The organism is Variovorax sp. JS1663 (assembly GCF_002157355.1).
Lineage (GTDB): Bacteria > Pseudomonadota > Gammaproteobacteria > Burkholderiales > Burkholderiaceae_C > Variovorax.
In genome coordinates this window covers 18,054-44,817 of the sequence record NZ_LYMK01000017.1, presented here as the reverse complement: position 1 = coordinate 44,817, position 26,764 = coordinate 18,054, and the positions used below count along the sequence as shown (strand labels likewise).

The 26,764-nt window shown below is 67.3% G+C and carries 28 protein-coding genes, 1 pseudogene and 1 riboswitch; of the genes and pseudogenes, 19 read left to right on the top strand and 10 right to left on the bottom strand.

The window, feature by feature from the left end:
• Positions 1-16: 16 nt before the first annotated feature.
• Together dnaN and dnaA are read right to left on the bottom strand one after the other, a co-directional pair.
• Positions 17-1,123 carry a DNA polymerase III subunit beta gene (gene dnaN / locus A8M77_RS15965; RefSeq protein WP_086922496.1) on the bottom strand — a complete coding sequence of 369 codons (1,107 nt, stop codon included), beginning with the start codon at positions 1,121-1,123 and terminating at the stop codon, positions 17-19.
• Between the two features lie 265 nt (positions 1,124-1,388).
• On the bottom strand, positions 1,389-2,768 hold the full coding sequence (gene dnaA / locus A8M77_RS15960) for a chromosomal replication initiator protein DnaA (protein ID WP_086922495.1): 1,380 nt from the start codon (positions 2,766-2,768) through the stop codon (positions 1,389-1,391).
• A gap of 279 nt (positions 2,769-3,047) precedes the next feature.
• On the opposite strand from dnaA, the gene rpmH reads away from it, so the two are divergent.
• From rpmH to A8M77_RS35265, 8 genes and pseudogenes are all read left to right on the top strand, one after another.
• Positions 3,048-3,182, top strand: a complete 135-nt coding sequence (gene rpmH / locus A8M77_RS15955) for a 50S ribosomal protein L34 (protein WP_086922494.1) — start codon at positions 3,048-3,050, stop codon at positions 3,180-3,182.
• Positions 3,183-3,264: 82 nt separating this feature from the next.
• Entirely contained in the window at positions 3,265-3,654 is a 390-nt protein-coding gene (locus tag A8M77_RS15950; RefSeq protein ID WP_086922493.1) for a ribonuclease P protein component, read from the top strand.
• Positions 3,651-3,938 (top strand): membrane protein insertion efficiency factor YidD, encoded by a 288-nt coding sequence (gene yidD, locus A8M77_RS15945; RefSeq protein WP_086922492.1) that lies wholly within the window; start codon positions 3,651-3,653, stop codon positions 3,936-3,938. The genes A8M77_RS15950 and yidD overlap by 4 nt, the downstream gene beginning before the upstream one ends.
• A complete protein-coding gene (gene yidC, locus A8M77_RS15940; RefSeq protein WP_086922491.1) occupies positions 3,935-5,608 on the top strand; it encodes a membrane protein insertase YidC in 1,674 nt (557 codons plus the stop codon). The genes yidD and yidC overlap by 4 nt, the downstream gene beginning before the upstream one ends.
• A 74-nt stretch (positions 5,609-5,682) precedes the next feature.
• Positions 5,683-7,092: a tRNA uridine-5-carboxymethylaminomethyl(34) synthesis GTPase MnmE gene (gene mnmE / locus A8M77_RS15935; RefSeq protein ID WP_086922490.1), complete on the top strand. Its 1,410-nt coding sequence runs from the start codon at positions 5,683-5,685 to the stop codon at positions 7,090-7,092.
• 99 nt (positions 7,093-7,191) lie between these two features.
• Positions 7,192-7,653 (top strand): Crp/Fnr family transcriptional regulator, encoded by a 462-nt coding sequence (locus A8M77_RS15930; RefSeq protein WP_086922573.1) that lies wholly within the window; start codon positions 7,192-7,194, stop codon positions 7,651-7,653.
• Between the two features lie 84 nt (positions 7,654-7,737).
• Positions 7,738-7,809: pseudogene (locus A8M77_RS37435) on the top strand (zinc-ribbon domain-containing protein); the annotation flags it as partial.
• A 225-nt stretch (positions 7,810-8,034) separates the two neighbouring features.
• Positions 8,035-8,739, top strand: a complete 705-nt coding sequence (locus A8M77_RS35265; protein WP_238136839.1) for a hypothetical protein — start codon at positions 8,035-8,037, stop codon at positions 8,737-8,739.
• Positions 8,740-8,756: 17 nt separating this feature from the next.
• On the opposite strand, the gene A8M77_RS15920 is transcribed toward A8M77_RS35265, so the two are convergent.
• A complete protein-coding gene (locus A8M77_RS15920) occupies positions 8,757-10,742 on the bottom strand; it encodes a monovalent cation:proton antiporter family protein (protein WP_086922488.1) in 1,986 nt (661 codons plus the stop codon).
• Between the two features lie 66 nt (positions 10,743-10,808).
• Between A8M77_RS15920 and A8M77_RS15915 the strand changes: the two genes are divergently transcribed.
• From A8M77_RS15915 to A8M77_RS15900, 4 genes are read left to right on the top strand one after another with little or no spacing between them, the layout of a single operon-like run.
• Complete coding sequence (locus A8M77_RS15915; RefSeq protein ID WP_086922487.1) at positions 10,809-11,810, top strand: KpsF/GutQ family sugar-phosphate isomerase; 1,002 nt, start codon at positions 10,809-10,811, stop codon at positions 11,808-11,810.
• Positions 11,810-12,358, top strand: coding sequence for a KdsC family phosphatase (locus A8M77_RS15910; protein WP_086922486.1), 549 nt, complete (start codon positions 11,810-11,812; stop codon positions 12,356-12,358). Before A8M77_RS15915 ends, A8M77_RS15910 begins: the two co-directional genes overlap by 1 nt.
• Positions 12,355-12,996, top strand: coding sequence for an LPS export ABC transporter periplasmic protein LptC (gene lptC / locus A8M77_RS15905; RefSeq protein ID WP_086922485.1), 642 nt, complete (start codon positions 12,355-12,357; stop codon positions 12,994-12,996). The genes A8M77_RS15910 and lptC overlap by 4 nt, the downstream gene beginning before the upstream one ends.
• Complete coding sequence (locus A8M77_RS15900; protein WP_086922484.1) at positions 12,993-13,766, top strand: SDR family oxidoreductase; 774 nt, start codon at positions 12,993-12,995, stop codon at positions 13,764-13,766. Before lptC ends, A8M77_RS15900 begins: the two co-directional genes overlap by 4 nt.
• A 71-nt stretch (positions 13,767-13,837) precedes the next feature.
• Here the strand turns inward: A8M77_RS15900 and A8M77_RS15895 are convergent, their stop codons facing one another.
• Positions 13,838-14,350 (bottom strand): RNA recognition motif domain-containing protein, encoded by a 513-nt coding sequence (locus tag A8M77_RS15895; RefSeq protein ID WP_086922483.1) that lies wholly within the window; start codon positions 14,348-14,350, stop codon positions 13,838-13,840.
• 249 nt (positions 14,351-14,599) lie between these two features.
• A riboswitch (yybP-ykoY riboswitch) is annotated at positions 14,600-14,782 on the top strand.
• 9 nt (positions 14,783-14,791) lie between these two features.
• Here A8M77_RS15895 and A8M77_RS15890 point away from each other — a divergent pair.
• The 5 genes from A8M77_RS15890 to A8M77_RS15870 all read left to right on the top strand — a co-directional run bounded on the left by A8M77_RS15890 (position 14,792) and on the right by A8M77_RS15870 (position 18,479).
• On the top strand, positions 14,792-15,358 hold the full coding sequence (locus tag A8M77_RS15890) for a TMEM165/GDT1 family protein (protein ID WP_086922482.1): 567 nt from the start codon (positions 14,792-14,794) through the stop codon (positions 15,356-15,358).
• A 117-nt stretch (positions 15,359-15,475) separates the two neighbouring features.
• Positions 15,476-16,630 carry a homoserine O-succinyltransferase MetX gene (gene metX / locus A8M77_RS15885; protein WP_086922481.1) on the top strand — a complete coding sequence of 385 codons (1,155 nt, stop codon included), beginning with the start codon at positions 15,476-15,478 and terminating at the stop codon, positions 16,628-16,630.
• Positions 16,627-17,214 (top strand): methionine biosynthesis protein MetW, encoded by a 588-nt coding sequence (metW, locus tag A8M77_RS15880; protein ID WP_086922480.1) that lies wholly within the window; start codon positions 16,627-16,629, stop codon positions 17,212-17,214. The genes metX and metW overlap by 4 nt, the downstream gene beginning before the upstream one ends.
• A 28-nt stretch (positions 17,215-17,242) precedes the next feature.
• Positions 17,243-17,830, top strand: coding sequence for an IMPACT family protein (locus A8M77_RS15875; RefSeq protein ID WP_086922479.1), 588 nt, complete (start codon positions 17,243-17,245; stop codon positions 17,828-17,830).
• A gap of 118 nt (positions 17,831-17,948) precedes the next feature.
• Positions 17,949-18,479 carry a bactofilin family protein gene (locus A8M77_RS15870; RefSeq protein ID WP_086922478.1) on the top strand — a complete coding sequence of 177 codons (531 nt, stop codon included), beginning with the start codon at positions 17,949-17,951 and terminating at the stop codon, positions 18,477-18,479.
• A gap of 18 nt (positions 18,480-18,497) precedes the next feature.
• Here A8M77_RS15870 and A8M77_RS15865 read toward each other — a convergent pair whose 3' ends face one another.
• The gene (locus A8M77_RS15865) at positions 18,498-19,310 is read right to left on the bottom strand and encodes a DUF72 domain-containing protein (RefSeq protein WP_086922477.1); all 813 of its coding nucleotides are present in this window, start codon (positions 19,308-19,310) and stop codon (positions 18,498-18,500) included.
• Positions 19,311-19,434: 124 nt separating this feature from the next.
• Between A8M77_RS15865 and A8M77_RS15860 the strand changes: the two genes are divergently transcribed.
• Positions 19,435-20,928 (top strand): M20 family metallopeptidase, encoded by a 1,494-nt coding sequence (locus tag A8M77_RS15860; RefSeq protein ID WP_086922476.1) that lies wholly within the window; start codon positions 19,435-19,437, stop codon positions 20,926-20,928.
• 2 nt (positions 20,929-20,930) lie between these two features.
• The gene (locus A8M77_RS15855; protein WP_238136838.1) at positions 20,931-21,773 is read left to right on the top strand and encodes an alpha/beta hydrolase; all 843 of its coding nucleotides are present in this window, start codon (positions 20,931-20,933) and stop codon (positions 21,771-21,773) included.
• On the opposite strand, the gene A8M77_RS15850 is transcribed toward A8M77_RS15855, so the two are convergent.
• From A8M77_RS15850 to A8M77_RS15830, 5 genes are read right to left on the bottom strand one after another with little or no spacing between them, the layout of a single operon-like run.
• Entirely contained in the window at positions 21,770-22,942 is a 1,173-nt protein-coding gene (locus A8M77_RS15850; protein WP_086922475.1) for an MFS transporter, read from the bottom strand. The genes A8M77_RS15855 and A8M77_RS15850 overlap by 4 nt on opposite strands.
• Before the next feature lie 9 nt (positions 22,943-22,951).
• Positions 22,952-23,554 carry a YidB family protein gene (locus A8M77_RS15845; protein ID WP_272947439.1) on the bottom strand — a complete coding sequence of 201 codons (603 nt, stop codon included), beginning with the start codon at positions 23,552-23,554 and terminating at the stop codon, positions 22,952-22,954.
• Positions 23,449-24,810 (bottom strand): M20/M25/M40 family metallo-hydrolase, encoded by a 1,362-nt coding sequence (locus A8M77_RS15840; RefSeq protein WP_086922473.1) that lies wholly within the window; start codon positions 24,808-24,810, stop codon positions 23,449-23,451. Before A8M77_RS15840 ends, A8M77_RS15845 begins: the two co-directional genes overlap by 106 nt.
• 46 nt (positions 24,811-24,856) lie before the next feature.
• A complete protein-coding gene (locus A8M77_RS15835; RefSeq protein ID WP_086922472.1) occupies positions 24,857-25,591 on the bottom strand; it encodes a 16S rRNA (uracil(1498)-N(3))-methyltransferase in 735 nt (244 codons plus the stop codon).
• Positions 25,588-26,682 (bottom strand): aminoglycoside phosphotransferase family protein, encoded by a 1,095-nt coding sequence (locus A8M77_RS15830; protein ID WP_086922471.1) that lies wholly within the window; start codon positions 26,680-26,682, stop codon positions 25,588-25,590. The genes A8M77_RS15835 and A8M77_RS15830 overlap by 4 nt, the downstream gene beginning before the upstream one ends.
• Positions 26,683-26,764: the final 82 nt, after the last annotated feature.

The following is a 26,764-nucleotide window of genomic DNA, read 5'->3' as shown; positions in this document are numbered from 1 at the left end:
GGCGCTGGCGGTGGCGTCAGATGCGCATCGGCATGACCACGTACTTGAAGGAGGCGTTCTCGGGGATGGTCATCAGCACCGAGCTGTTGGAGTCGGCCAGGTCCAGCTTGACCATGTCCTGGCTCATGTTGGCCAGCGCGTCGATCAGGTAGCCGACGTTGAAGCCGATCTCGATGGTATCGCCGCCGTAGTCGATGTCGAGCTCGTCCTGCGCTTCCTCCTGCTCGGCATTGTTGGAGGCGATGCGCAGGGTTCCGGGCTCGATGTTCAGACGCACGCCCTTGAACTTCTCGCTGGTGAGGATCGCGGTGCGCTGCAGGCTGGCCAGGAGCGGCGCACGGCCGAGCGTCACCGAGTTCTTGTGGTTCTTGGGGATCACGCGGTTGTAGTCCGGGAACTTGCCCTCGACCAGCTTGGTGACGAACTCCATGCCCTCGAAGGCGAACTTGGCCTGGTTGTTGGCGAACTGCATCTCGATCGCGCCCTCGGCGTCCGACAGCAGGCGCTGCATCTCCAGCACCGTCTTGCGCGGCAGGATGACCTCCTGGCGCGGCACCTCCACGTCGAGCGTGGCCGAGGCGAAGGCGAGGCGGTGGCCGTCGGTGGCGACCAGGCTCAGTTGCTTGCCCTCGGCCACGAACAGGATGCCGTTCAGGTAGTAGCGGATGTCGTGCACCGCCATGGCGAAGGAGACCTGGCTAAGCAGGTCCTTCAGCGTCTTCTGCGGCACGCTGAACACCGGTCCGAAGTTGGCCGACTCCTGCACCAGCGGGAAATCCTCGGCCGGCAGCGACTGCAGGGTGAAGCGGCTCTTGCCGCCCTTGAGCACCAGCTTGCTGGCACTGGATTCCAGGCTCACCGTCTGGTCGGAGGGCATGGTGCGCAGGATGTCGATCAACTTGCGCGCACCCACGGTGGTGGTGAAGTTGCCCTCGTCCCCACCGAGCTCGGCATGGGTGCGGATCTGGATCTCCAGGTCGCTGGTGGTCAGTTGCAGGCGAGAACCGGTCTTGCGGATCAGCACGTTGGCCAGGATCGGCAGGGTGTGGCGTCGCTCCACGATGCCCGCCACCGACTGCAGCGCGGCGAGGACTTTGTCTTGTGTGGCCTTCAAAACGATCATGCTTACCTCTTCTTTATTTCTTTAATTCAAATTAGTAGTAGTAGATAAGGGACGCACCCTGCTGTGGACAGGGCCATTTTCCGCTTTTGTGACAAGCACTTGCCGTTGCCCGCTGGCTGTGTGCAGGGGCGCTTCGGCGCTGTCGCGCCAAGGCGGACAACTTCGCTGCACGCACCGCGCCTGTGGACAAGCCGGTGCTTGTGCCGAAACTTTCCCCAGAGTTGTCCTTTGACAGGGCTTCATGAATCTGCAATGACAGGTCTCTTCAGCCCTTGAGGGTTTGTTCCAGCACATGCAACTGCTGGTTGAGCTCGGTGAGCTGCTGGCGTTCGCCGGAGATCTTGCGCACCGCGTGCAGCACGGTCGTGTGGTCGCGGCCGCCGAAGAGTTCGCCGATCTCGGGCAGGCTCTTCTGGGTCAGTTCCTTGGCCAGGTACATCGCGATCTGGCGGGGCCGGGCGATCGAGGCCGGCCGCTTCTTCGAGTACATGTCGGCGACCTTGATCTTGTAATAGTCGGCCACCGTCTTCTGGATGTTCTCGACCGAGATCTGCCGGTTCTGGATCGACAGGAGGTCGCGCAGCGCCTCGCGCGCCAGGGCGATGGAGATCTCCTTCTGGTTGAAGCGCGAGTACGCCAGGATCTTGCGCAGTGCGCCCTCGAGCTCTCGCACGTTGGAGCGCACGTTCTTGGCCACGAAGAAGGCCACTTCCTCGGGCATTTCGGCGCCTTCGACGCGCGCCTTGTTGATCAGGATCGCCACACGCATCTCGAGCTCGGGCGGCTCGATCGCCACCGTCAGACCGGAGTCGAAGCGGGAAACCAGCCGCTCGTGGATGTCCGCCAGCCCCTTGGGATAGGTGTCGCTGGTCATGACGATGTGCGACTTCTTGGCCAGCAGGGCCTCGAAGGCGTTGAAGAATTCCTCCTGCGTCCGGTCCTTGTTGGCGAAGAACTGGACGTCGTCGATCAGGAGCAGGTCGAGCGAGTGATAGCGCTCCTTGAACTCATCGAAGGTCTTGCGCTGATAGGCCTTGACCACATCCGAGACGAACTGCTCGGCGTGGATGTAGAGAACTTTGGCGTCGTGCCGATCCGACAGCAGGCGGTTGCCCACGGCGTGCATCAGATGGGTCTTGCCCAGGCCGACGCCGCCGTAGATGAACAACGGGTTGTACAGATGGCCAGGCGTGCCGGCCACATGCATGGCGGCGGCGCGCGCCATCCGGTTGGCCGTGCCCTCGACCAGCGTCTCGAAGGTCAGGCCGGCGTTCAACCGGTTCTTGAACGCCGCACCGGGCGGATCCTCGCCGGGGCCGGTGACATCACGCGGCACATCCGTCTCTGTGACAATGGCCATGGAGACAGGCCGGGTAACGATTTCCCGAGGAGCAAGCGCTAACTCGATTGTCACCGGCTGGCCGTAGATCTTCTCCGCCATGGAAGCGATCTTGCCGGCGTACTGGGCCCGGATCCAGTCCAGCTTGAAGCGGTTGGCGACGAAGACCGTGACCCGGGACAGATCGTCCGCGACCTTGGCGGTCAGGGGCTTGATCCAGGTGTTGAATTGCTGTTCAGACAGCTCCTGCGCGAGCTGGTCAACGCAGGCCTGCCAAAGGCTGTCGCCGATGCCTTCACTCGGCATGGAGGCTCTGAAGGGTGAAGTGTCCCTCGTTCATTTTCTCGTTCTGCTTGTGGATAGGCGCCCCTGGGATGGGCCGGTGATTCTAACTTGTCAAAACCTTATCCACATAGTTTTCCGGGGCCCGGAAACAGCCCCCAGGCGTCTTCCGATTGTTGTGCGGCCGAATGTTTGCGATAATCGCGGGTTTCCCTGAAAACCTCTTTGTGTGTGTTTCGGGGTATCAGAGAGAGCACTCAGCCCTGCAACGCACAGCCACCGGGGCCCATCAGGAAAACCATCATGAAACGCACCTACCAAGCCTCCAAGATCCGCCGCGCCCGTACTCACGGCTTCCTGGTCCGTATGAAGACCCGCGGCGGCCGCGCCGTCATCAACGCGCGCCGCGCCAAGGGCCGCAAGCGCCTTTCCGTCTAAGGGCATTTCGCCGGCGCCGTTGCCAGCCCTACCGCTACCGCTGCTGCCGTCCTCGTTCGCCGGCGCTTCGCGGTTGGCTTCCATGCAGCGGCTACAGACCCGCGCGCAGTTCCAGGCTGTTCTCGCAGGTGCCACCGTGGCGCGCACCACCCACTTCGCCTTGCATCGCTGCGCGCTGGACGCGCAGTCCGGTGAGGTGTTGCTGTTCGCCACGCAGGGCCTGTGGGTCGGTGCCATGGTGCCGAAGCGCTGGGCGCGCCGCGCGGTCACCCGCAATGCCATCAAGCGCCAGATCTACCGCATGAGCGCCGACGCCGCGGCCTCGCTGCCGCAGGCGGCGCACGTGGTGCGGCTGCGCGCGGCTTTCGATCGCAAGGAATTCCAGAGCGCGACTTCCGACAGGCTCAAGGCCGCTGTTCGCGCCGAGCTCCAGCTGCTTCTGGAGCGGGCGGCGGCCGCGCGGGCATCATGAAGGCGTTGCTGATCGGCCTGGTGAAGGCTTATCGTCTGCTGCTGAGTCCCTGGCTCGGACAGGCCTGCCGCTTCGAGCCCACCTGCTCCGTCTACGCCATCGAGGCGCTGCAGCGCCATGGCGCCGCGGGCGGCAGCTATCTCACCCTGCGCCGTCTCGTGCGCTGCCAGCCCTGGTGCCAGGGCGGCCACGATCCCGTTCCCCCGAAGGAAGAGCACCAGGCCGGCCGCGCGGGTGGGCTGTTCTCTTCCCTCTTCCCCGACGACAAGAAGTCTTCTTCATGAACGATATTCGCCGCACCATCCTGTGGGTGATTTTTGGTTTCTCGCTGGTGCTGCTGTGGGACCAATGGCAGGTCTACAACGGTCGCAGTCCCACCTTCCTGCCGTCGACCAAGCCGCATGCGACAGCGACGGCACCGGCACCCACGCCTGCCGGTGCGGCATCGAGCGCGGTGCCGCAGGCCAGCACCACGCAGGCCGGGACCAGCGGCGCAAGCGCCGTGCCGGATGGCAAGACCGCGGCGCCGACGGCGGGCGAGCGCGTGGTCGTCACGACCGACGTACTCAAGCTGACCTTCGACACCGAAGGCGGCTCGCTGGTCCAGAGCGAGTTCATCCAGCACGACGACCTGGCGGAGAAGGACAAGCCCTTCATCCTGCTCGACCAGAGCCCGAACCGGTACTACGTGGCCCAGACGGGCCTCATCGGCGGCGCCTTCCCCACGCACAAGACGCCGATGAGCTTCAGCGGCGAGCGCGCGCTGAAAGACGGTGCCAACGAATTGTTGCTGCGCTTCGAGTCGGCCGACCTGGGCGGCGTCAAGTTGGTCAAGACCTGGACGCTCAAGCGCGGCGCCTATGACATGGCCGTGCGCCACGAGATCGTCAACACCGGCACGGCGCCGGTCTCGCCCCAGCTCTATCTGCAGATCGTGCGCGACGGCAACAAGCCGCCGGGCGAGTCCTCCTTCTATTCCACCTTCACCGGCCCGGCGGTCTACACCGAAGCCAAGAAGTACCAGAAGATCGAGTTCAAGGACATCGAAAACAACAAGGCCGAGTTCGTCAAGGAATCGCCCAACGGCTATGTCGCGATGGTGCAGCACTACTTTGCCAGCGCTTGGCTGCTGAAGGATGGCATCCAGCGCGACCTGTTCGCCCGCAAGGTCGACAACAACCTCTACGCGGTCGGCATGATCACCTCGGCCGGCGCGGTCGAGCCGGGCACCACCAAGTCCATCGACGCCGAGTTCTTCGTGGGCCCGCAGGCCGAGAAGACGCTGGAGGCGGTCGCGCCCGGCCTCGAGCTGGTCAAGGACTACGGCATCTTCACCATCATCTCCAAGCCGCTGTACTGGCTGCTCGACAAGCTGCACGGCATGCTGGGCAACTGGGGCTGGGCCATCGTCGCGCTGGTGGTGTTGCTGAAGGCCGCCTTCTATTGGCTCAACGCCAAGGCCTACGGCAGCATGGCCAAGATGAAGGCCATCAACCCGAAGATCATGGAAATGCGCGAGCGGCTCAAGGACAAGCCGCAGGAGATGCAGCAGGAGATGATGCGCATCTACCGCGAGGAAAAGGTCAACCCGATGGGCGGCTGCTTCCCGATCCTGATCCAGATCCCGGTGTTCATTGCGCTCTACTGGGTGCTGCTGTCCTCGGTCGAGATGCGCCATGCGCCGTGGATCGGCTGGATCAAGGACCTCTCGGCGCCGGACCCCTGGTTCATCCTGCCGATCGTGATGACTGCGACCTCGCTGTTCCAGACCTGGCTCAACCCGACGCCGCCCGATCCGATGCAGGCCAAGCTCATGTGGATCATGCCGCTGGCCTTCAGCGTGATGTTCATCTTCTTCCCGGCCGGCCTGGTGCTGTACTGGATCACCAACAACGTGCTGTCGATCGCGCAGCAGTGGTTCATCAACAAACGGCTGGGCGTGATCGGCAAATAGCGCGCGAGCGCACGCCTTCCCGAGCAAGGGCCGCAGAATGCGGCCCTTCTCTTTGTTGAAGCATCATCGACGCCATGCTGGCCCGCACCACCGATCCCATCGTTGCCATCGCCACTGCTGCCGGCCGTGGCGCGGTGGGTATCGTGCGGGTGTCCGGCGCACGGCTGGTGCCCCTGATTGATGCGATCTGCGGCCGCAGCCTGCGCCCGCGCGAGGCCACGTATCTGCCCTTTCGCGATGCGGCCGGCGGCGCCATCGACCAGGGCCTGGCCATCCACTTTCCGGCGCCCCATTCCTACACGGGCGAAGACGTGCTGGAACTGCAGGCACACGGCGGCTCGGTCGTGCTCCAGCTGCTGCTGGCGCGCTGTCTGGAGGCTGCGGCGGAGAAGGACGCGATTTCCGGCCGTCCGCGGCTGCCAGGCCTGCGCGTGGCCGAGCCAGGCGAATTCAGCCAGCGTGCCTTCCTCAACGGCAAGATTGACCTGGCACAGGCCGAGGCGATCGCCGACTTGATCGATGCGAGTACCGAGGCGGCAGCGCGTAGCGCCGGCCGCTCGCTCTCGGGTGCGTTCTCGCAGGAGATCCACACGCTGCGCGATGCCTTGATCCATCTGCGCATGCTGGTCGAGGCGACGCTCGATTTCCCGGAAGAGGAGATCGACTTCCTGCAGAAAGCCGATGCTCAGGGGCAGCTCGTTTCCCTGCAGGCGCAGTTGGATGCGGTCCAGCAGCGTGCGAGGCAGGGCGCCCTGCTGCGCGAAGGGATCAAGGTCGTGATCGCCGGCCAGCCCAACGCGGGCAAGAGCTCCCTGCTCAATGCCCTGGCCGGTGCCGAGCTCGCCATCGTCAGCCCGATTCCGGGCACCACGCGCGACGTGGTGTCGCAGACGATCCAGATCCATGGCGTTCCCTTGCACGTGGTCGACACGGCGGGCCTGCGCGAGAGCGCCGACCTGGTCGAGCAGATCGGCGTGGCGCGCGCCTGGAGCCAGATCGAAGGCGCCGATGCCGTGCTGTTCCTGCACGATCTGACGCGGGTGGACCGGACCGACTACGCGCAGGCGGATGCCGAGATTCTGCGCCTGCTCAGCGAGAAGCTGCCCGTTGGCGTGCCGGTACTGGACATCTGGAGCAAGCAGGATGCGGCCGCGGCCGCGGCGGCGTCGGACACCGGGGTCACGCTCTCCGCGCGGACGGGATTCGGGATCGAGGCGCTCAGGCTCCGCCTGCTCGAGATCGCCGGTTGGCAAGCAGTCCCGGATGGCGTCTATCTGGCGCGTGCGCGCCATGTCGAGGCGTTGTCGCGCGCCGCGGAACATCTGTCGCTGGCTGGCGAACACTTGGCGGCCCGGGCTCAGTCCCTCGATCTGCTGGCCGAGGAGCTGCGTCTGGCCCAGAACGCACTCAACGAAATCACCGGAGAGTTCGGTGCGGACGACTTACTCGGTGTGATATTTTCGCGATTTTGTATCGGAAAGTAGACATTAAGCGTTAAATATCGTGACTTCTGTCACTGCAAATTGGCGCAATGGCCCATACTTGGCCTCGGCACGCACAGCAGCAGGTGAGTCACCATGTCCATGAGCATCCAGGATCTTTGCCGCGCCGTCGCACAGAACACGAGCTACGACGCCTTCGCGCCGGCCTTCAACGCCCAGCAATGGGAAACACTCGCGAGCTATCTGCAGCCCTTCGACCTGGCCGCCGGCCAGGTGCTGATCGACCAGGGTGCCCACGACCGGACGATCTTCTTCATCGAGCGCGGCGCGCTCAGCGTTCACCTGATGGGTAGCCAGGGCCAGATGCGGCTCGCCATCCTCAATCCTGGTTCCGTGGTCGGTGAAGGCGCCTTCTTCTCCCGCTTGCCACGCTCCGCCAATGTGGTGGCCACCGGGGCGGCCCGGGTCTGGCGACTGACGGCCATCCGCTTCGCCGAGATGTCCAACCGCCAGCCTGTTCTCGCGCTGGAACTCTCGATGGCGCTGGGCGCGGTCATTGCGAAGAGAATGGTCAACAAGCCCAAACGCGTGGCGGTGACCTGAGGCCTTCGGCATGACGCCGGGTGCGGCGGGTCCTCTTGCCGCGCCGCTGATCATGACAAGCGTCGAGTCGGAGGGACTCTGGAGATGGCTGTGCTGTGTGCGTCCTGCCAAGCGGAAAACCGTGATGGCGCCAAGTTCTGCAGAGGTTGTGGCCATCGGCTGGTGCCTGCGGCAGTAGCGTCGGCCGATCGCCAGCCGGCCAACGACGGCTGGCCGATCACTGAGCGTCTGCCCTTGCCCGAAGCGTCGCCGCCACCAGCACCTACCCTGGCGGGCGATGAAGCGACGGTCCCGGTGGCGCGCCCGGCGATCGCGGAACCCTCTTCGCCCGCCGTGCCCCCAAGGCCGTCTCGACCTGTGCCGCTGTCGCCGCCACCGTCGATGCCGAAGCCCAAGGCGACCACGAGGCCGGCGACGCTTTCCACCCTGCCCTCGGCGGCACCGCGTCGAACCGGCACCGCATGGGGCGTCCTGGGACTGCTTGCCGTCCTGCTCGCTGCCGGTGCCTGGTATGCCACCAGCCGGCGTGACGCCGCCGCGCCGGTGCCGGCGCAGACGGCCGCGGTGGGGGGCCCGGTTGCCGTTGCGCCACCGCCTGCAGCGCCTGCTGTCGCACTTGCGCCCGCACCCGCACCCGCCGCACCTGAGCCCACGCCTGTATCTGCATCGCCGGCGCTCCCTCCCGCGCAACCCGCGCCCGCCGTGACGGCCGAGCCGCCGCCACCGATCAAGGTGACACCACAGCCACCGGCGGCCGTGCCGCCGGTCCGGGCAGAAGCTCCTCCCAAGGCGGTGGCCGCTGCAGCGCCCAAACCGCGCAAGACGTCACCTCCTGCGCCGTCCGCGGCACCTCCGTCTGCGCCTATGCCAGCGCCGGCAGCGGTCGTCGCGGCAGCGGCGACGCCGGAGCCGGTCGCCCCGCCCAGTCCGGAAGCGGCCTGTGCCAACCAGGGCTTCTTCGGCCGCGCACGCTGCATGGTCGCGCAGTGCGCCAAGGCCGAGAACCGAGCGCTTGCCCAATGCGAGGCCGTGCGGCGCCAGCAGCAGATCGACGAAGAAAAGCGCAATCCGAGCCAGCTCAACTGAGCGGACCGCCGAGGCGCTCAACCCTTCTGCAGCAGCTCGACCGCTATCGCCAGCGCGGCGGGCTTGCCCGACAGCACCAGCGTGTCGCCGTCGGCCAGCACGATGCCCTCGCTCGCCTCTTCTGCCTTGCCGTCGCGCCGCCGCAGGCTGGCCACCCGCACCCCCACGGCCTCCAGCGCGTGCCTATCGAGCGGCAGGCCCACTGCGCGCGCATCAGCTGTGAGCGTGAAGCTGTTGAGCCGCTCGTGGTCCAGCTCGTCGACGTTGTCGTCGTCGGCGCCGTGAAAGTAGCCGCGCAGCAGGTTGTAGCGCGCATCGCGCTGGTCCTGCACCACCCGGATCACCCGCCGCATCGGCACGCCCACCAGCGCCAGCGCGTGGCTGGCGAGCATCAGCGAGCCCTCGATCGCCTCGGGCACCACCTCGGTCGCGCCGGCGGCCTGCAGCTTCTCCAACTCGCGATCGTCCTTGGTGCGCACGATTACCGGCACCTGTGGCGCGTGCGCGCGCGTGTTGGCCAGCACCTTGAGCGCGCCCGGGATGTCCAGGTAGGTCACGACCACTGCGCTCGCGCGCGCGAGGCCCGCTGCCATCAAGGCCTGCAGGCGTGCCGCGTCGCCGAAGACCACCGAGTCACCGGCCGCGGCCGCCTGGTGCACGCGGTCCGGGTCCAGGTCCAGCGCGAGGTAGGGAATGCCTTCGCGTTCCAGCATCCGTGCCAGGTTCTGGCCGCAGCGACCGTAACCGCAGATGATCACGTGCTGAGCGGTGTTGATGGTCTTGCGCGCGATCGAGGTCATCTGCAGCGACTGCTGCAGCCAGTCGCTCGCCACCAGCCGGCGCACGATGCGGTTGCTGTACATCACGATGAAGGGCGTTGCCATCATCGACAGCACCATCGAGGCGAGCACCGGGTTCGCGAGCCATTCCGGCAGCAGTTCCCGCCCCTGGGCGAGGCTCAGCAGCACGAAGCCGAATTCGCCGGCCTGCGCCAGGTACAGCCCGGTGCGCAGCGACACGCCTGCCGTCGCGCCCAGCAAGCGCGCCAGCAGCGTGACCAGCAGCAGCTTGAAGGCCAGCGGCAGCAGCAGTAGCACCCCCACGAGCGCCCAGCGCTCGACCACGATGTGCCAGTCCAGCGACATGCCGATGGTGATGAAAAACAGCCCCAGCAGCACATCGTGGAAAGGCCGGATGTCGGTTTCGACCTGGTGCTTGAATTCGGTCTCCGACACCAGCATCCCGGCTACGAAGGCCCCTAGCGCCAGGCTCAGCCCCGCCAGCTCCGTCAGCCAGGCCAGGCCCAGCGTGACCAGCAGCAGGTTGAGCATGAAGAGCTCCTCGCTGCGCCGGCGTGCGACCAGGGTGAGCCACCAGCGCATGACGCGCGGGCCGCCGTAGAGCAGCACGCCCACCAGGAAGCTCGCTTTCAGCAACGCGATGCCCAGCGCCTTCAGCATCGTCTCCGGCGGAGCGCCCAGCGCCGGGATCAGCACCAGCAGCGGCACCACGGCCAGATCCTGGAAGAGCAACACGCCTATCACCCGCTTGCCGTGCTCGCTCTCGAGCTCCAGCCGCTCGGCCATGAGCTTCACCACGATGGCGGTGCTGCTCATGGTGAGCGCACCCGACAGCGTCAGCGCGGTCTGCCAACCCAGGCGCCAGTCAGGCGGCAGCCAGGCGGCCAGCAGCAGGCTGCCGGCAGTCGCGATGGCCATGGTCAGCATCACTTGCAGCAGCCCCAGGCCGAACACGTGTCTGCGCATCGCGCGCAGCTTGGGCAGACTGAACTCCAGCCCGATCACGAACATGAGGAAGACCACGCCGAATTCGCCCAGGTGCCGGATGCCCTCGACGTTCTGGGCGAAGGCCAGAGCGTGCGGGCCTATCAGTACGCCTGCCCCCAGGTAGCCCAGCATCGGCGGCAGGCGCAGGTACCGGCACGCGACCACGCCGACCACTGCAGCCAGCAGGTACATCAGCGTGAGGTCGAAGGAGGACATGCGGCGATGCTACTGAATGTAGACCCCGGCGCCGGCTTGCCCGATGCGCGCCGATAAAATTCCGCGATGAGCTCCAGCCCCGATCCGGTCCTCGCGACCTCCGCCGACGCGATGCTCGCGCGGGCCCGCACCACCTTCGACATCGAAGCAGCGGCCGTTCTCGGCCTCAAGCTGCGCATTGGCGCCAGCTTCGTGGACGCCGTGCGAAAGATTCTCGGCGTGCGCGGCCGGGTGGTGGTCATGGGCATGGGCAAGAGCGGACACGTGGGACGCAAGATCGCGGCCACGCTGGCGTCGACCGGTACGCCGGCGATGTTCGTGCACCCGGCCGAGGCCAGCCACGGCGATCTCGGCATGATCAAGGCGGTCGACTTGGTCCTGGCCATTTCCAACAGCGGCGAGGTCGACGAGCTCACCGTGATCCTGCCGGTCGTCAAGCGGCTGGGCGTGCCCCTGATCGCGATCACCGGCGGCGTCGACTCCACGCTGGCGCGCCACGCCGACGTCGTGCTCGACAGCGGCGTCGAGAAGGAGGCCTGTCCGCTCAACCTCGCCCCCACCGCCAGCACCACCGCGCAGATGGCCATGGGTGATGCGCTGGCGGTCGCCCTGCTCGATGCGCGCGGCTTCGGCACAGAGGACTTCGCGCGCTCGCATCCGGGCGGCTCCCTGGGCCGCAAGCTGCTCACCCATGTCAGCGACGTGATGCGCTCGGGCGATGAGGTGCCGAGCGTTGGGCCGGACGCCAGTTTCAGCGCGCTGATGCGCGAGATGAGCGGAAAGGGCATGGGTGCCGCGGCGGTGGTGGACGGCGAAGGTCGGGCGATCGGTATCTTCACCGACGGCGACCTGCGCCGCCAGATCGAGACCGGCGCCGACCTGCGGGCGCTCACGGCGGCCGACGTGATGCATCCCGGCCCGCGCACGCTGCGCGCCGACGCGTTGGCGGCCGAGGCGGCCGAAGTGATGGAGCAATACCGGATCACCAGCGTGCTGGTGGTCGACGCGACGGGCGTGCTGATCGGCGCGCTCAGCATCAACGACCTGATGCGCGCGAAGGTCATCTGATGGCCGTCGCATTCGAGGCGGAAACCCTGCTGGCCGCTCAGGACATCCGCGTCGCCTTTTTCGACGTGGACGGCGTGCTCACCGACGGCGGTGTCTATTTCAGCGAGCACGGCGAAACCCTCAAGCGCTTCAGCATCCTCGACGGCTATGGCCTCAAGCTGCTGCGCTTGGCGGGCATCACCCCTGCGGTGATCACCGGACGGGATTCGAAGCCGCTGCGTGTGCGCCTGCAGGCGCTGGGTATCGAGCACGTGCGCTACGGCACCGAGGACAAGCTGCCGGCGGCCGAGGCCATGCTTGCGCAGTTCGGCGTGACATGGACGCAGGCAGCCGCGATCGGCGACGACTGGCCGGACCTGCCCGTGCTCACCCGTGTCGGCTTTGCCGCTGCGCCGGCCAATGCGCACGCCGAGGTGCGGGCGATCGCGCACCACGTGACAGCGGCGCGTGGTGGCGAAGGGGCTGCGCGCGAGTTCTGCGATCTGCTGCTCACCGCCGGCGGCCACTACCGCCGGCTGCTGGACATTGCGCGAGGCCCCTCGGCATGAAGGCCAAGCGGGTCTGGAACCTGTTGCGCGACGGTTTCGACCGGGTGACGATCTACCTGCCGATCATCGTTACGTTGGTGCTCGCGCTGGGCACCTACTGGCTGGTGCGCAACGCGCCGAAGCTGCTCGAGCCCACGCCCAAGGAGGCACCCAAGCACGAGCCTGACTTCTTCATGCGCGGCTTCGTGATCAAGAACTTCCTGCCCAGCGGGGATCTGCGCAGCGAACTCTTCGGCAACGAGGGCCGGCACTACCCGGACACCGACACGATCGAGGTTGACCAAGTGCGCGTGCGCTCCGTGTCCCCCCAGGGTCTGGTCACGCGCGCTACCGCCAACCGTGGCCTGTCGAATGCCGACGGCACCGAGATCCAGCTCTTCGGCAATGCGATCGTGGTGCGCGAGGCGTCGACTTCGGCCAATGGCAAAGCCAATCCGCGGCTGGAGTTTCGCGGCGAGTTCCTGCATGCCTTTCTCGATACCGAGCGCGTGAAGTCGCACAAGCCCGTCACGCTGATCCGTGGATCGGACCAGTTCACGGCCGATTCGCTGGACTACGACAACCTGACGGGGGTGGCCCACCTGCAGGGCCGCGTGCGTGGCCTGCTGATGCCGTCCACGCCCGGGGTGAAGCGTTGAAGCCGCTGGTCTTCATCACCGGCGCGTCCAGCGGCATCGGCCAGGCACTGGCGGCGCGCTTCCACGAAGGCGGTTACCGGCTAGCGCTGACCGCGCGGCGCACCGCTGAAATCGAGGCCTGGGCCGCCGCCCGCAGCATCGACGCCGGGGAGGTCCAGGTCTATGGCGCCGACGTGGCGCAAGTCGACAGCATCGTGGTGGCAGGCCTGGCCTGCACTGAAAGCCAGGGCGTCCCGGACGTCGTGATCGCCAATGCCGGCATCAGTGTCGGCATCGACACCGAGGACCGCGGCGACCTGGACGTGCTGGCCGAGACGCTGGCTATCAACAACGTCGGCCTGGCTGCCACTTTCCATCCCTTCGTCGCGGCGATGCGAAAACGCGGCAGCGGGCGGCTGGTCGGCATCGGCAGCGTCGCGGCCATCCGGGGGCTGCCAGGCCACGGCGCCTACTGCGCCAGCAAAGCCGGCGTGGTGGCTTATTGCGAAAGCCTTCGCGGCGAGCTGCGTGGCAGTGGCGTCAGGGTGGTCACGCTGTGCCCGGGCTACATCGACACGCCGCTCACCCAGGGCAATCGCTATGGCATGCCCTTCCTGATGCGCGCAGAGGATTTTGCCGATCGCGCCTTCCACGCGATCGAGGCCGGGACCAGCTACCGCGTGATCCCCTGGCAGATGGGCGTGGTGGCCAAGCTCATGCGCGTGCTGCCCAACGCGCTGTACGACAGGGCCGTCCAGGGACGCGGCCGGAAGAAGCGGCGCCACGAATAGACGCCTCGAGCGCCCACGAAAAAGGCTCCCGAAGGAGCCTTTTTTCATGGCATCAGCGAAGGATGCGGAGATCAGTAGCCGCTGTTGTTGCCGCCACCGCCGCCGCCATAGCCACCGCGGCCACCGCCGCCGCCACGCGGGCCGGCGCCATAGGGGCTGCGGAAACCACCATCGCCGCCACCACCGCCGCCGCCGTAACCGCCGCGGCCACCGCCACCACCACCACCGTAGCCGCCGCGGCCACCGCCGCCGCCACCACCGTAGCCGCCGCCACCACCGCCGCCGTAGCCACCACCGCCACCGTAGCCGCCGCTACGCGGCGGGCGTGCTTCCATCGGACGCGCCTCGTTCACGACGACGCTGCGGCCGCCCATGTCCTGGCCGTTCATGCCCTTGATGGCGGCTTGCGCTTCCGCGTCGCTGCCCATCTCGACAAAGCCGAAGCCCTTGGAACGCGGGGGGCTGGAGTCGCGCTCCATCATGACCTTGGCACTGGTCACCGTGCCGAATTGGCTGAACGCATGTTCAAGATCGCCGTCGCGCGCCGAATAGGGCAGGTTGCCGACGTACAGTTTGTTGCCCATGAAGGGACTCCTATAAACACATGGAAAAAGCGATGGAGTCCCGAGAGCACCACCCGCGAAAAGTTCGCTGGGCCGCGCGAAACTGACCGATCACCGAATTGCCACTCCCCCTAGATTTGAAGCGAGGCTCGTGCATTATGGGTGAAATGCTTCCAGCGCAAGTAGGAATTTGCCCGGAACGATCAGGGCCTCACAAATAAATAGGAAGTTTGCGCACGCTCACTATGTGGGCCCCCGCCGGGCTACAATCCACCGGTCATTGGGGAGTAGCCGCCTTCCATTGCGAGAAGGGTGTGCGTCAACAGACTTGTCCGGCTTCGTGCGGGACATGGCGCAGACAGTGTTCCACCTGGCGAGACCTTTGACCGTGCAACTTCGGGTGTGGCCGAAGGTGTTGCACGGTCAATTGCGTTCTCTTCGGCCCAAGGAATCCCCTTTCTCATGGAAGCTTTTCTCGTTGCGACCGGCGTGGTCGCTCTCGCCGAAATGGGCGACAAGACCCAGTTGCTCTCCCTGGTGCTCGCCGCGCGCTTTCGTCGGCCCTGGCCGATCGTGCTGGGCATCTTTGCCGCCACCGTCGTCAACCATGCGCTCGCCGGTGCGGTGGGCAACTGGGTCACGCACACGCTGGGACCCGACGTGTTGCGCTGGATCCTGGGCGGCTCCTTCATCGCGATGGCGCTGTGGATGCTGATCCCTGACAAGCTCGACGAAGACGAACTGCCCAAGGCCTCGCGCTTCGGCGTGTTCGGCACCACGCTCGTCGCGTTCTTCCTGGCCGAGATGGGCGACAAGACGCAGATTGCCACCGTCATGCTGGCAGCACGCTATGTCGATGCCTATGTCTGGGTTGTGCTCGGCACCACGTTGGGCATGATGCTGGCCAACGCGCCGGTGGTGTGGTTGGGCGAGCGCATCGTCAAGCGAGTGCCCATCAAGCTGGTGCACGGCATCTCGGCCGCGCTGTTCCTGCTGCTGGGTGTAGGCGCATTGATCGGCTGGTCTTGACGGGCATATACTCACCCCACGCGCCGATTTGCTCCAGCTTGCGGGCGCTTAACAAATGCTGCTAAAGACGGATGCCCGACCCGGCTCGTTTTTGGCGAGGCCGGGTTTTTCTTTTCCATGTCTCTGGTTGTCTCTTCGCAGTCCATGTCCTTCGCCGGGCCGTTGCCGCTGAGCAGCGGCGCGACCATTTCCGACTACAGCCTGGCCTACGAGACCTACGGCACGCTCAACGCGCAGCGCAGCAATGCAGTGCTGGTGTGCCATGCGCTGAACGCCTCGCACCACGTGGCGGGCGTCTATGCGGGCCAGGACAAGTCCGAAGGCTGGTGGGACAACATGATCGGCCCGGGCAAGCCGGTCGACACCGACCGCTTCTTCGTGATCGGCATCAACAACCTCGGCTCCTGCTTCGGCTCCACCGGCCCGATGCACGTCAACCCCGCGACCGGGCGCATCTACGGCGCTGATTTCCCCGTCGTGACGGTCGAGGATTGGGTGCGTGCCCAGGCAGCCCTGCTCGACGCGCTCGGCATCGAGACGCTGGCTGCCGTCATGGGCGGCAGTCTTGGCGGCATGCAGGCGCTGTCGTGGACGCTGCAGTATCCGGAGCGTGTGCGCCATGCGGTCGTGATCGCGAGCGCCCCCAGCCTGACGGCGCAGAACATTGCATTCAACGAGGTGGCGCGGCGCGCCATCGTGACCGACCCGGACTTCAACGGTGGCCATTTCTACGAGCACGGCGTGGTGCCCAAGCGCGGGCTGCGCATCGCCCGCATGATCGGCCACATTACCTACCAGAGCGACGACCTGATGAACGAGAAGTTCGGTCGCGCGCTGCGCAGTGCCGTCGAAGGCGACCGGGCAGGCACCGACTTCCTCTATTCGACGCAGGAGGTCGAGTTCCAGATCGAGAGCTACCTGCGCTACAACGGCGACAAGTTCAGCGAGTACTTCGACGCCAACACCTACCTGCTGATCACGCGCGCGCTCGACTACTTCGATCCGGCACGCGCGCACGGCGGCGACCTGCGCGCCGCGCTGGCGCCGGCCACCGCGCGCTTCCTGCTCGTGAGCTTCACCACCGACTGGCGCTTCGCGCCGGCGCGCAGCCGCGAGATCGTGAAGGCGCTGCTCGACAACCGCCGCAGCGTGAGTTACGCCGAGATCGACGCCCCGCACGGCCACGACGCCTTCCTGCTCGACGACGTGCGCTACATGAGCCTGGTGCGCTCCTACTTCGAGCGCATCGCGAAGGAGGAGGCGGCCGCATGAGTGACATCAACACCCAGCGCCTGATCGCCAGCCTCGTACCCGAAGGCTCACGCGTGCTCGACCTCGGCTGCGGCGATGGCGCGCTGCTCGACCTGCTGCAGCGCGAGCGCGGCTGCAGCGGCTATGGCGTGGAGATCGCCGACGGCAACGTGCTGCAATGCATCCGCCATGGCGTGGACGTGATCCAGCTCAACCTCGACGAAGGCCTTGCGATGTTCGACGACGCTTCCTTCGACGTCGTGCTTCAGATCGACACGCTGCAGCACCTGCGCAATGCCGAGGTGATGCTGCGCGAGACCGCGCGCGTCGGCCGCATCGGCATCGTCGCCTTTCCCAATTTCGCGCACTGGCCCAACCGCATCAGCATTGCGCGCGGCCGCATGCCCGTGACGCGGCGCCTGCCCTACCAGTGGTACGACACGCCCAACATCCGCGTGGGCACCTTCAAGGACTTCGAGGTGCTCGCACGCAAGAACCGCCTGAGCGTGCTGGACGCCTTCGGCCTGCAGGAAGGTGCCGAGGTGCGATGGCTGCCGAACGCGCGTGCGGCCACCGCGGTGTTCAAGTTCGAGCGCGAGCGCTGAGCGAGGCTTCGGCATTCGCCGCCATGCGATGGCCTTCACCCTTGCATCGCCGCAGCACAGCGAGCTCCTGGTCAAGAAGAGCCGCTTCATCGGCTGCGTGCAGCCGGTCGCCGATCGAGCCGCTGCGCACGCGGTGGTCGACGCGTTGCGGCAGGCACATCCGGGCGCGGCGCATGTCTGCTGGGCGTTGATGGCTGGCGGGCAATCGGCCGCCAACGATGACGGCGAGCCCGGTGGCACGGCCGGCCGGCCCATGCTGGAGGTGCTGCGGCATCACGATCTCCAGGGCGCGCTCGCCACCGTCGTTCGCTATTTCGGCGGCGTCAAGCTTGGCGCCGGTGGGCTGGTGCGCGCCTACACCGACTGCATTGCCCAAGCAGTCGGCGCCGCGACGCTGGTGCCGCTCGTGTCGCAGCGCCGGCTGCATTGCGCGGTGCCTTACGCGCTGGAAGGTGTGTTTCGTCGCGAGATCGCGGCAGTGGGCGCTACACTGGAACAGGTGCAACATCTCGGTCTCGTGCAGTTCTCGCTGAGCCTGCCCGAGCCCGAGGCCGCGAACTTCATCGCGCGGATCGACGATGCTGCACAAGGGCGCGCCGTCTGGCGTCCGGCATAAGCAAGACGAAAGTTCCAAGGATGCACAGAGGAGACGTAACTGGTTACGCTTCTTGCGCAATGAAGTGCCGAGAGCCGGAAGGGCGTTCTTACGATCCACCTTTTTGAGGAGCTTCCCATTGGCCACACAGTCCCCCTTCTTCGGCAAGCGTGATCGCGACGCCGATTCCCTTACCTCTCGTCCCGCGCCGCTGGTGGGCTCCGGCACCAATCTCTCGGGCACGCCGGTGACGCCGTCGGGCCTGTCGGCGCAGTCGGCCAGCGCGGCGGCGGCAGTCAAGGAAGGTGGCAGCAAGCTCACCGTCGGCCCCAACATCAAGCTCAAGGGCGTCGAGATCACGGACTGCGACACCCTCGTGGTTGAAGGCCTGGTCGAGGCGACGATGGACTCGCGCGTGATGCAGATCGCCGAGCAGGGCGCGTTCAAGGGCTCGGCCGAGATCGACATCGCGGAGATCCGCGGCCTGTTCGACGGCAACCTCACGGTGCGCGAGAAGCTCGTCATCCATTCCACCGGCAAGGTCACCGGCAAGATCCGCTACGGCAAGATCGTGATCGAGGAAGGCGGTCAGCTTTCCGGCGAGATCAGCTTCGGCACCTCCGCCGGCAGCAGCAGCGCGAGCAAGCCGGCGCTGCAAGCCGCGGCCTGAGGCCGCACACAGGCTCGCTCAGGCGAGCCGCTGGATCAGGGCACCGGCCGCGGCCGGTGCCTTTTCTTTTGCGCCGTTGATGAAGTAGATGAAGACGTCGCGCGCGCTCTTCGTTGCCTTGCCCTTCTCGACATAGGGCAGCGCTTCCGGCAGGCCGCCTGCGGCCCAGGTCTTTCCCGCGTCGGCCCAGGCGTCCAGCGCCTGGGACGCATAGCCGGTCTCCTGTGCCGCGTCGCTCATCATCAGCCGCGCATAGACGAAGTCGGCCGTCAGGTCGGCGAAGGAAGGGAACTTGTCCGCGTCGGTGAAGACGGTCGCTGCCTTGTACTTGCGCGCCAGCGCCAGGTAGTCCGGCGTCATGAAGCTCGGATGCCGCACGTCCATCACGTGCCGCAGCGCGCGGCTGCCTTCCTGCTTCGGCAACAACGCGAGGAAGGCCTCGAAGTCCTCGGGATCGAAGGCCTTGGTCGGCATGAACTGCCACACGATCGGGCCCAGCTTGTCGCCCAGTTCGGTGATGCCGCTCTCGACGAAGCGCTTGACGGAATCGCCCGCCGCCGACAGCTGCTTGCGGTTGGTCGCGAAGCGAGAGGCCTTGAGCGAGAACATGAAGTCCTCTGGTGTCTCGTCGTGCCACTTCTTGAAGGTCGGCGGCTTGAAGCTGCTGTAGTAGGTGCCGTTGACCTCGATGGCGGTCGTATGGCGGCTGGCGTAGTGCAACTCCTGGCTGTGGGGAAGCCCCGCAGGGTAGAAGTTGTTGCGCCAGGGCTCGTAGGTCCAGCCGCCGATGCCGACGCGCACGCGCTTTTTCTTGCCATTGCTGCTGCTCAAGATCTGCCTCCGATCCGGTTGCCACTTCGAAGCCGGCAGAGATTAGCCCAAAGGGCTGCGGCCTGCGCGGCATGCGCCCATAATTCGCGGGATCCCTCGCCAGTTCCAATACGCGGAGAACCCCATGAACGCTCCACTGCACCGCGAAATGCCCGCCGGCCTGCTTGACCCGCAGCGCGCCCTGTCCGACGTCACCGCGAAGTGGGACCAGGACATCGTCCGCCAGCTCACCGACTACATCGCGATCCCCGCCAAGTCGCCCGGCTTCGACCAGGACTGGGTGAAGAACGGCTACCTTGACACCGTGCTGCGCAACGCCGCGAGCTGGGTCGAGGCACAGAAGGTCGAGGGGCTGAAGCTCGAGATCGTGCAGCTCGAGGGACGCACGCCGGTGCTCTTCTTTGAAGTGCCTGCCACCGGCACCGACATGAAGGAGACTGTGCTGATGTACGGCCACCTCGACAAGCAGCCCGAGTTCACCGGCTGGCGCAGCGACCTCGGCCCCTGGTCGCCCAAGTACGAGGACGGTCTGCTCTACGGCCGCGGCGGCGCCGACGACGGCTATGCCGTGTATGCGAGCGTTGCCGCGCTGCAGGCGCTCAAGGCCCAGGGCGCGGCGCATCCGCGCGTGGTCGGGCTGATCGAGACCTGCGAGGAGTCCGGCTCCTACGACCTGCTGCCCTACATCGACGCATTGCGTCCGCGGCTCGGCGAGGTGGGGCTGGTGATCTGTCTCGATTCCGGTGCCGGCAACTACGACCAGCTGTGGCTCACCACCTCGCTTCGCGGCATGGCGAGCGGGACGCTGAGGGTCGAGATCCTCACCGAGGGCGTGCACTCCGGCGATGCCTCGGGCCTGGTGCCTTCGAGCTTCCGCATCATGCGCCAGGTGCTGGACCGCCTCGAGGACTCGAAGACCGGGCGCCTGCTGCCCGAGAGCTTCCACTGCGAGGTGCCCGCCGACCGGCTCGTGCAGGCGCAGGCCACCGCCGCGATCCTCGGCGACGAGGTCTACAAGCGCTTCCCCTGGGCCCACTATGACTGCGGCGGCGCGACCACCTTCGCATTGCCGACCACCAGCGACCCTGTGGAGGCGCTGATCAACCGCACCTGGCGGCCCACGCTCTCGGTCACCGGCGCCGAAGGCTTCCCCGCGCTGAAGGATGCCGGCAACGTGCTGCGTCCCTACACCGCCTTCAAGCTCTCGCTGCGCCTGCCGCCGCTGGTCGATGCCGACCAGGCTGTGCAGCGGCTCAAGAGGCTGCTCGAGGACAACGCGCCCTACCAGGCCAAGGTCACCTTCGACAGCAACGGCGGTGCCACGGGCTGGAACGCGCCCTCCACCGCACCGTGGTTCGAGCGCGCGCTCAACGCGGCCTCGCAGGCCCACTTCGGCGCAGGCTGCGGCTACATCGGCCAGGGCGGCACCATCCCGCTGATGAACATGCTGAGCGTGGGTTTCCCGAAGGCGCAGATGATGGTCTGCGGCGTGCTTGGGCCCAAGAGCAATGCGCACGGCCCCAACGAGTTCCTCCACGTGCCCTATGCAAAGAAGCTGACCGCGGCCGTGGCCGAAGTGATCGCGGCCTTGCCGGCCGCCCACGCCGCGGGCGGCTGAAGGTGAGCCTGGCCGACGTGCCCCTGCGCACGCCGGACGGCGAAACACTGGCCCTCCACGAGTGGCCCCTCGCGCCGGGCCGTGCCGCGCGCGCCGCCGTCGTGCTGGTGCATGGCATCGGCGAGCACGCCGGGCGATATCGTCACGTGGCGGCACGCCTCAACGACTGGGGCTTTGCAGTGCGCGCCGCGGACCACCATGGCCATGGCGCATCCACAGGCCCGCGCGGCGGCCTGCCCGGCGTGATGCGGCTGGTCGACGATCTGGCGCTTGTCGTCGACGACACGCGCCGGCTGCATACCGGCCTGCCGCTGGTCTTGCTGGGCCACAGCCTCGGCGGGCTGGTCGCTGCGAGCTTCGTCGCACGCGCGGTCCGCCCTGTCGATGCGCTGGTGCTGTCATCGCCGGGCCTGGACCCCGGACTCAGCCTGTTCCAGAAAGGCCTGATCGCCCTGCTGTCGCGCGTGGCGCCGACGCTGCGCGTGGGCAACGGTCTGGACGACCGCTATCTCTCGCACGATCCCGCTGTGGTGCGGGCCTACCGCGAAGACCCGCTGTGCCATGACCGCATCGGCGCGCGGCTGGCGCGCTTCCTGGCCGACGAGGGCGCTGTGGTGCAGGCCGCAGCGCCGTACTGGCAGGTGCCCACGCTGCTGGTCTATGCCGGCGATGACCGGCTGGTGAAGCCCGAAGGCAGCCGCCGCTTTGCGGACGCGGCGCCGGCCACGGTGTTGAGCGCCACCTGCTTTCCCGCGCTTTACCACGAGATCTTCAACGAGCTGGACGCGCAGCCCGTCTTCGACACGCTGGCGCGCTGGCTCGACGCCCGCTTCCCGCCCGCCTAGACGGCAGCGGTGCTGGCGCGCGAGCGCCGCGCCAGCCACAGCAGGCCCGCGCCGGTCAGCAGCACCGGCACCAGCGAGCCGATGTTCAACAGCTGCCAACCTTGCGTCGTGACCAGCACGCCGGAGGCGAATGACGTGAGCGCCAGCGTGGCGAAAACGCAGAAGTTGAGTGCGCCCTGCGCGCGGTCTTTCTCATCGGCGGTGTAGGCCGAGAGCGACAGGGTGGTGCTCCCGGTGAAGAGGAAGTTCCAGCCCACGCCGAGCAGGAACAGGGCGACCAGGAAGTGATGCAGCTCCACGCCCGCAAGCGCCACCACGATGCAGCCCAGGTTGAGCACCAGCCCCACCGCCATCACCGGCAATGCGCCGAAGCGCCGGATCAGGTGGCCGGTGAAGAAGCCCGGCGCGAACATGCCGATCACATGCCATTCGAGCACCAGCGCCACGTCGTCGAAAGGCAGGCGGCAGACCTGCATGGCGATCGGCGTCGCGGCCATCAGCAGGTTCATTACGCCGAAGCCGAGGGCTCCGGCCAGGGCGGCGACGACGAAGACCGGCTGGCGCGCGATCTCGCCCAGCGGCCGCCCTCCGGCCGCCGCATGCCGCGCCGGCGGCGCAGGAAATTCGATGAAGTGCATGAGCACCATCGCCACGAGTGCCACGCCGGCCAGGGCCAGGTACACGCCGGCGAAGGGCACTGCGAACCAGTTGCGCGTGAAGGCCGCGAGGTTCGGGCCCGCCACCGCGCCGATCAGCCCGCCAGCCATCACCAGTGAAACCGCCTTCTCGCGCCACGCGGGCGCGGCCAGCTCGGCGGCGGCGAAGCGGTAGAGGCTGGCATTCGCGTTGTAGTAGCCGGCCACCACCGTCGTGGCGCACAGCATCCAGAAGTCTTTCCAGAGCGCAGCCTGCGCGCACATCAGCGCCGAGCCCAGCGCCACGGCCAGGCCGATCTGGAAGGAGCGGCGACGCCCGAAGCGCCGCTGCGTGCGCGCCACCAAACCGGTGGACAGCGCGCCACCGATCACGTAGCCCATCACGGGCAGCGTGGCCATCCAGCCGCGCGGCGCGAGCGCCAGGCCGACCAGACCGTTGATCGCGATGAAGGCGACGTTGTTGGTCAGGAACAGGCCCTGGCAGGCGGCCAGCAGCCAGAGGTGGCGATTCATCGAGCGGCGTCAGCCCTTCTGCAGCAGGCCGGACAGCGAGGCCAACAGATCGTCCTGGTTGCCCAGGCCCTCGGCCGGCGCCTGCCCACGGGGCGTGAGCTGGTCGATCAGCGTGGGCAGCAGCGCGGCCAGCATCGGCAGCAGCGTGCTCGCGTTGATGCCCAGTTTTTGCGAAAGGCCGGAGATCACGTCGCTGCCCAGCACGTCCTGCAGCTGGCCGCCAGAGATCGGCGCGTTCTGGCCCGAGCCGACCCAGGAGCCGATCACGTCGCCCATGCCGGCCTGCTCGAATTTCGAGACCAGGCCGCCGAGTCCACCCATCTCGCCGTTGTTGGCGAGCAGTCCGCCGAGCGCGCCGGCCAGGCCGCCCAGGTCACCGAGCCCGCCCAGGCCGCCTGGCTGGGGTTGCTGCTGCGCCTGCACGCCGCCGAGCACTTGTCCGAGAACCGAATCGAGCAATCCCATGATGGGCTCCTGAGGTGAAAGGGTGGGGGATGAGCCGCCTGCTACTGCTTCGGCCGCGGCGGACGCTTGGGCAGCAGCGGCTCGCTCACGCCTTGGACGCCGACCAGCCCGAGCACGGTCACCAGACCATTCTGCGCGCCCTTCCAGGCGTCTGTCACGTCGATCCACTCGCTCAGCGCGTGGAAGCCGCCGGTCTTGCCGCCGCCGCCGATGATGACGGCCGGGATGCCGAGCGACATGGGCACGTTGGCATCGGTGCTGGCGCCGGTCAGCAGGGTCTTGTGGCCGAAGGCGGTGTTGGCTCGCACGGCGGCCTCGACGATCACCGAGTCCGAGGCCGTGCGGCCCCCCGGCCGGTCGCCGATCAGCTTGTTGCTGACGCTGAGCGTGTTGACGTTCCAGCGCTTGTTTTCTTCCGCCACGGCCTCGTCGATCGCGGCCAGCACCTTCTTCTCGGTTTCCAGCAGCGCGCCCATCTCGTCGGAGCGAATGTCCACCGCCATGCGCGCATCCGGCGCGATGGTGTTGACCGAGGTGCCGCCGCCCACGGTGCCGACGGTGAAGGTGGTCTTGGGAAAGCTGGGCGTCTTGATCTCGGCGATCTTGGCGATCGCGCGGCCCATGCCGTGGATCGCGCTGGGCACCTGGCCGAAGGCCGCGTAGCTATGGCCGCCGGGGCCCTTGAAGCTGAACTCGTAGCGGTGGCTCGCGGTGCCCAGCACGAGCACGGTGCCGTCGGCCGCCGGCTCCACGCCCACCATGCCGTCGATGTCGAGGTGGTCACGGAACAGGGCTTTCATGCCGCGCAGGTTGCCCAACTCCTCCTCGCCCACGTTACCCACGATCAGCAGGTCGCCCACGGTCTGGATCTTCTGGTCGTTCAGCACCTTGAGCCAGGACAGCAGCACCGCGAGGCCGCGCGTGTCGTCCGAGATGCCCGGCGCGTGGAGCTTGCCGTCGCGCTCCTTCACCTTGACGTCGGTGCCGGCGGGGAAGACGGTGTCGAGGTGGGCCGAAATCAGCAGCTTCGGCCCCTGGCCCGTGCCCTTTCGCAGGCCCACCACGTTGCCCTCGGCGTCGATGCGCGCGTCGGCCAGGCCCAGCGCCTTCATGCGCGCGAGGAAGGCCTCGGCGCGCTTCTGCTCCTTGAAGGGCGGGGCCTCGATCTCGGTGAGCATCTTGAGGTCCTCGATCGACCGCTCATGGTCAGCCTTGACGGCCTCGAGCAGTTGCTTCACGGCGGGGGCGGCCAGCAGCTGGGTGTAGGCCTGGTCGACCGCCGGCCGGACCTGGGTGGGCGTCGGCGCCACGGCCGAGCCCTGGGCATGGGCGACACCGGCGGCACACAGGGCGGCCAGGAGGATGGGCAGGGGGCGCAGGGAAGCGGGGATCAACGAGGTCATGCGAAAGGCCCACGGTGGGCAGGAGAGGACAGGGAAGCGATTCTGGTCACGCCGACGCCAACAGCGCAAGCGCGGCCAACGCCGCAGTTTCGGCGCGCAGCACGCGCGGGCCGAGCGTGAGCGGCGCGAAGCCGCGCACGATCGCCTCGCGCTCTTCGACCGCGCTCAGCCCGCCCTCGGGGCCGCTGAGCACGCAGGCGCCGCGCAGGTTCGCAGCGGGGGCACCGTCACGGATCTCGCGCAGCTGGTGCGCGCCCTCGGCCAGGCTCAGCACGAAGCGCTCGGCATCGTCGATCGGCGGGGAGTCGATCCAGGCCGCGAAGGCCCGCACGGGATGCACCAGCGGCACGCGGTTGCGGCCGCACTGCTCGCAGGCCGAGACGGCGATCGCCTGCCAGTGCGCACGCTTCTTGTCGGCACGCTCGCCCGCCAGGCGCAGCACGCCGTGCGCGGTCATCAGCGGCTGGATGCTGGCGACGCCGAGTTCGGTCGCCTTCTCCACCAGCCAGTCCATGCGCTCGTTGGCCGGCATGCCGACCGCCAGGTGCACTGCGCGCGGCGCTTCGCGCTCGATGGCCGCATGCGCGCCGACCTGGACCGTCACCTCGCTGCGGCCCATGCGCTCGATGGTGGCGTCGTACTCGCCGCCGCTGCCGTCGAACAGGGAGAGTTCGTCGCCCGGTTGCATCCGCAGCACCTGCACATGGCGCGCGGCGCCGGCAGGCAGGGCCAGCGTCCTGTGGGCCGCCAGAGTGGTGGTGCAGTGGAAACGCGGCCTCACACCCGCCCGTAAGCGAAGCCGGTGAGGGGCTGGGTGCCCTCGATCTCGTCGATCGCGCGCAGGAGCGGTGTCAGCTCACGGTAGCGTCCCGCGGTCGCGCGGATGTAGGCGATGAAGCGTGGCGTGTCGGCCAGGTAGCGGGGCTTGCCGTCGCGCAACGTCAGCCGCGCGAAGATGCCGGCCACCTTGAGGTGGCGCTGCAGGCCCATCCATTCGACCGCGCGATAGAAGGCACCGAAGTCCTCGTCCACGGGGAGACCTGCCTTGCGTGCCTTCTCCCAGTAGCGCACCGTCACGTCGATCACGACATCCTCTTCCCAGCTCAGGAAGGCGTCGCGCATCAGGCTGGCGATGTCGTAGGTGATCGGGCCGTGCACCGCGTCCTGGAAGTCCAGCACCCCCAGCGCGGGGCCGCCCGTGATCATCAGGTTGCGCGGCATGAAGTCGCGGTGCACGTACACGGTGGGCGCCGCCAGGTTGTTCTCGACGATCAGGTGGAAGCTGCGCTGGAGCCGCTCGGCGAGCGGCCCCTCGACGCGCAGGCCGCGGTGCTTCGCGACGTACCAGTCGGGGAACAGGGCGAGTTCGCGCTCGAGCAGCGCGCGGTCGTAGGCGGGCAGCACCGCCGGCCTGGAGGCCAGCTGCCAGCGGATCAGGGCATCGATGGCCTGGTCGTAGAGCGGCCGCGCGGTGCCGGGATCGGCGGGGTCGATCACCTCGAGCATGGTCTGGCGGCCAAGGTCGTCGAGCAGCAGGAAGCCCTGCGTCTCGTCCCATTCGAGCACCTGCGGCACCGTCAGGCCGGCCTCATGCATCAGCCGCGCGACCTGCACGAAGGGGGCGCTGTTTTCCTTGGCGGGGGGCGCGTCCATGATGATGCGCGTGCGCGCCGCATCGCCCGTGTCGATGCGAAAGTAGCGCCGGAAGCTCGCATCGGCGGAAGCCGGCCGCACTGTCGCCGGAAGCAACTGGTGCTGCGGCCCGATGGCGGCCAGCCATTGCGCGAAGGCCTGCGCGCGCTCCGGGTCGCTCCAACTGATCGGGGGGAAAGGCGTCGCGGCGCCGCTGTCCGGGGGCGGGGAGGCTGTCATGGATAATTGATTCTACAAATCCGCCCGGCGCGGGCTCCCGCAACCCCCCAGCCATCCGGCGATCTTCCCCCCAGAGACTCTT

Bases quoted from the DNA above. Each gene is read 5' to 3' on its own strand.
- dnaN (WP_086922496.1), bottom strand. From the start codon at position 1,123: ATGATCGTTTTGAAGGCCACACAAGACAAAGTCCTCGCCGCGCTGCAG.
- dnaA (WP_086922495.1), bottom strand. From the start codon at position 2,768: ATGCCGAGTGAAGGCATCGGCGACAGCCTTTGGCAGGCCTGCGTTGAC.
- rpmH (WP_086922494.1), top strand. From the start codon at position 3,048: ATGAAACGCACCTACCAAGCCTCCAAGATCCGCCGCGCCCGTACTCAC.
- A8M77_RS15950 (WP_086922493.1), top strand. From the start codon at position 3,265: ATGCAGCGGCTACAGACCCGCGCGCAGTTCCAGGCTGTTCTCGCAGGT.
- yidD (WP_086922492.1), top strand. From the start codon at position 3,651: ATGAAGGCGTTGCTGATCGGCCTGGTGAAGGCTTATCGTCTGCTGCTG.
- yidC (WP_086922491.1), top strand. From the start codon at position 3,935: ATGAACGATATTCGCCGCACCATCCTGTGGGTGATTTTTGGTTTCTCG.
- mnmE (WP_086922490.1), top strand. From the start codon at position 5,683: ATGCTGGCCCGCACCACCGATCCCATCGTTGCCATCGCCACTGCTGCC.
- A8M77_RS15930 (WP_086922573.1), top strand. From the start codon at position 7,192: ATGAGCATCCAGGATCTTTGCCGCGCCGTCGCACAGAACACGAGCTAC.
- A8M77_RS35265 (WP_238136839.1), top strand. From the start codon at position 8,035: ATGCCGAAGCCCAAGGCGACCACGAGGCCGGCGACGCTTTCCACCCTG.
- A8M77_RS15920 (WP_086922488.1), bottom strand. From the start codon at position 10,742: ATGTCCTCCTTCGACCTCACGCTGATGTACCTGCTGGCTGCAGTGGTC.
- A8M77_RS15915 (WP_086922487.1), top strand. From the start codon at position 10,809: ATGAGCTCCAGCCCCGATCCGGTCCTCGCGACCTCCGCCGACGCGATG.
- A8M77_RS15910 (WP_086922486.1), top strand. From the start codon at position 11,810: ATGGCCGTCGCATTCGAGGCGGAAACCCTGCTGGCCGCTCAGGACATC.
- lptC (WP_086922485.1), top strand. From the start codon at position 12,355: ATGAAGGCCAAGCGGGTCTGGAACCTGTTGCGCGACGGTTTCGACCGG.
- A8M77_RS15895 (WP_086922483.1), bottom strand. From the start codon at position 14,350: ATGGGCAACAAACTGTACGTCGGCAACCTGCCCTATTCGGCGCGCGAC.
- A8M77_RS15890 (WP_086922482.1), top strand. From the start codon at position 14,792: ATGGAAGCTTTTCTCGTTGCGACCGGCGTGGTCGCTCTCGCCGAAATG.
- metX (WP_086922481.1), top strand. From the start codon at position 15,476: ATGTCTCTGGTTGTCTCTTCGCAGTCCATGTCCTTCGCCGGGCCGTTG.
- metW (WP_086922480.1), top strand. From the start codon at position 16,627: ATGAGTGACATCAACACCCAGCGCCTGATCGCCAGCCTCGTACCCGAA.
- A8M77_RS15875 (WP_086922479.1), top strand. From the start codon at position 17,243: ATGGCCTTCACCCTTGCATCGCCGCAGCACAGCGAGCTCCTGGTCAAG.
- A8M77_RS15860 (WP_086922476.1), top strand. From the start codon at position 19,435: ATGAACGCTCCACTGCACCGCGAAATGCCCGCCGGCCTGCTTGACCCG.
- A8M77_RS15850 (WP_086922475.1), bottom strand. From the start codon at position 22,942: ATGAATCGCCACCTCTGGCTGCTGGCCGCCTGCCAGGGCCTGTTCCTG.
- A8M77_RS15840 (WP_086922473.1), bottom strand. From the start codon at position 24,810: ATGACCTCGTTGATCCCCGCTTCCCTGCGCCCCCTGCCCATCCTCCTG.
- A8M77_RS15830 (WP_086922471.1), bottom strand. From the start codon at position 26,682: ATGACAGCCTCCCCGCCCCCGGACAGCGGCGCCGCGACGCCTTTCCCC.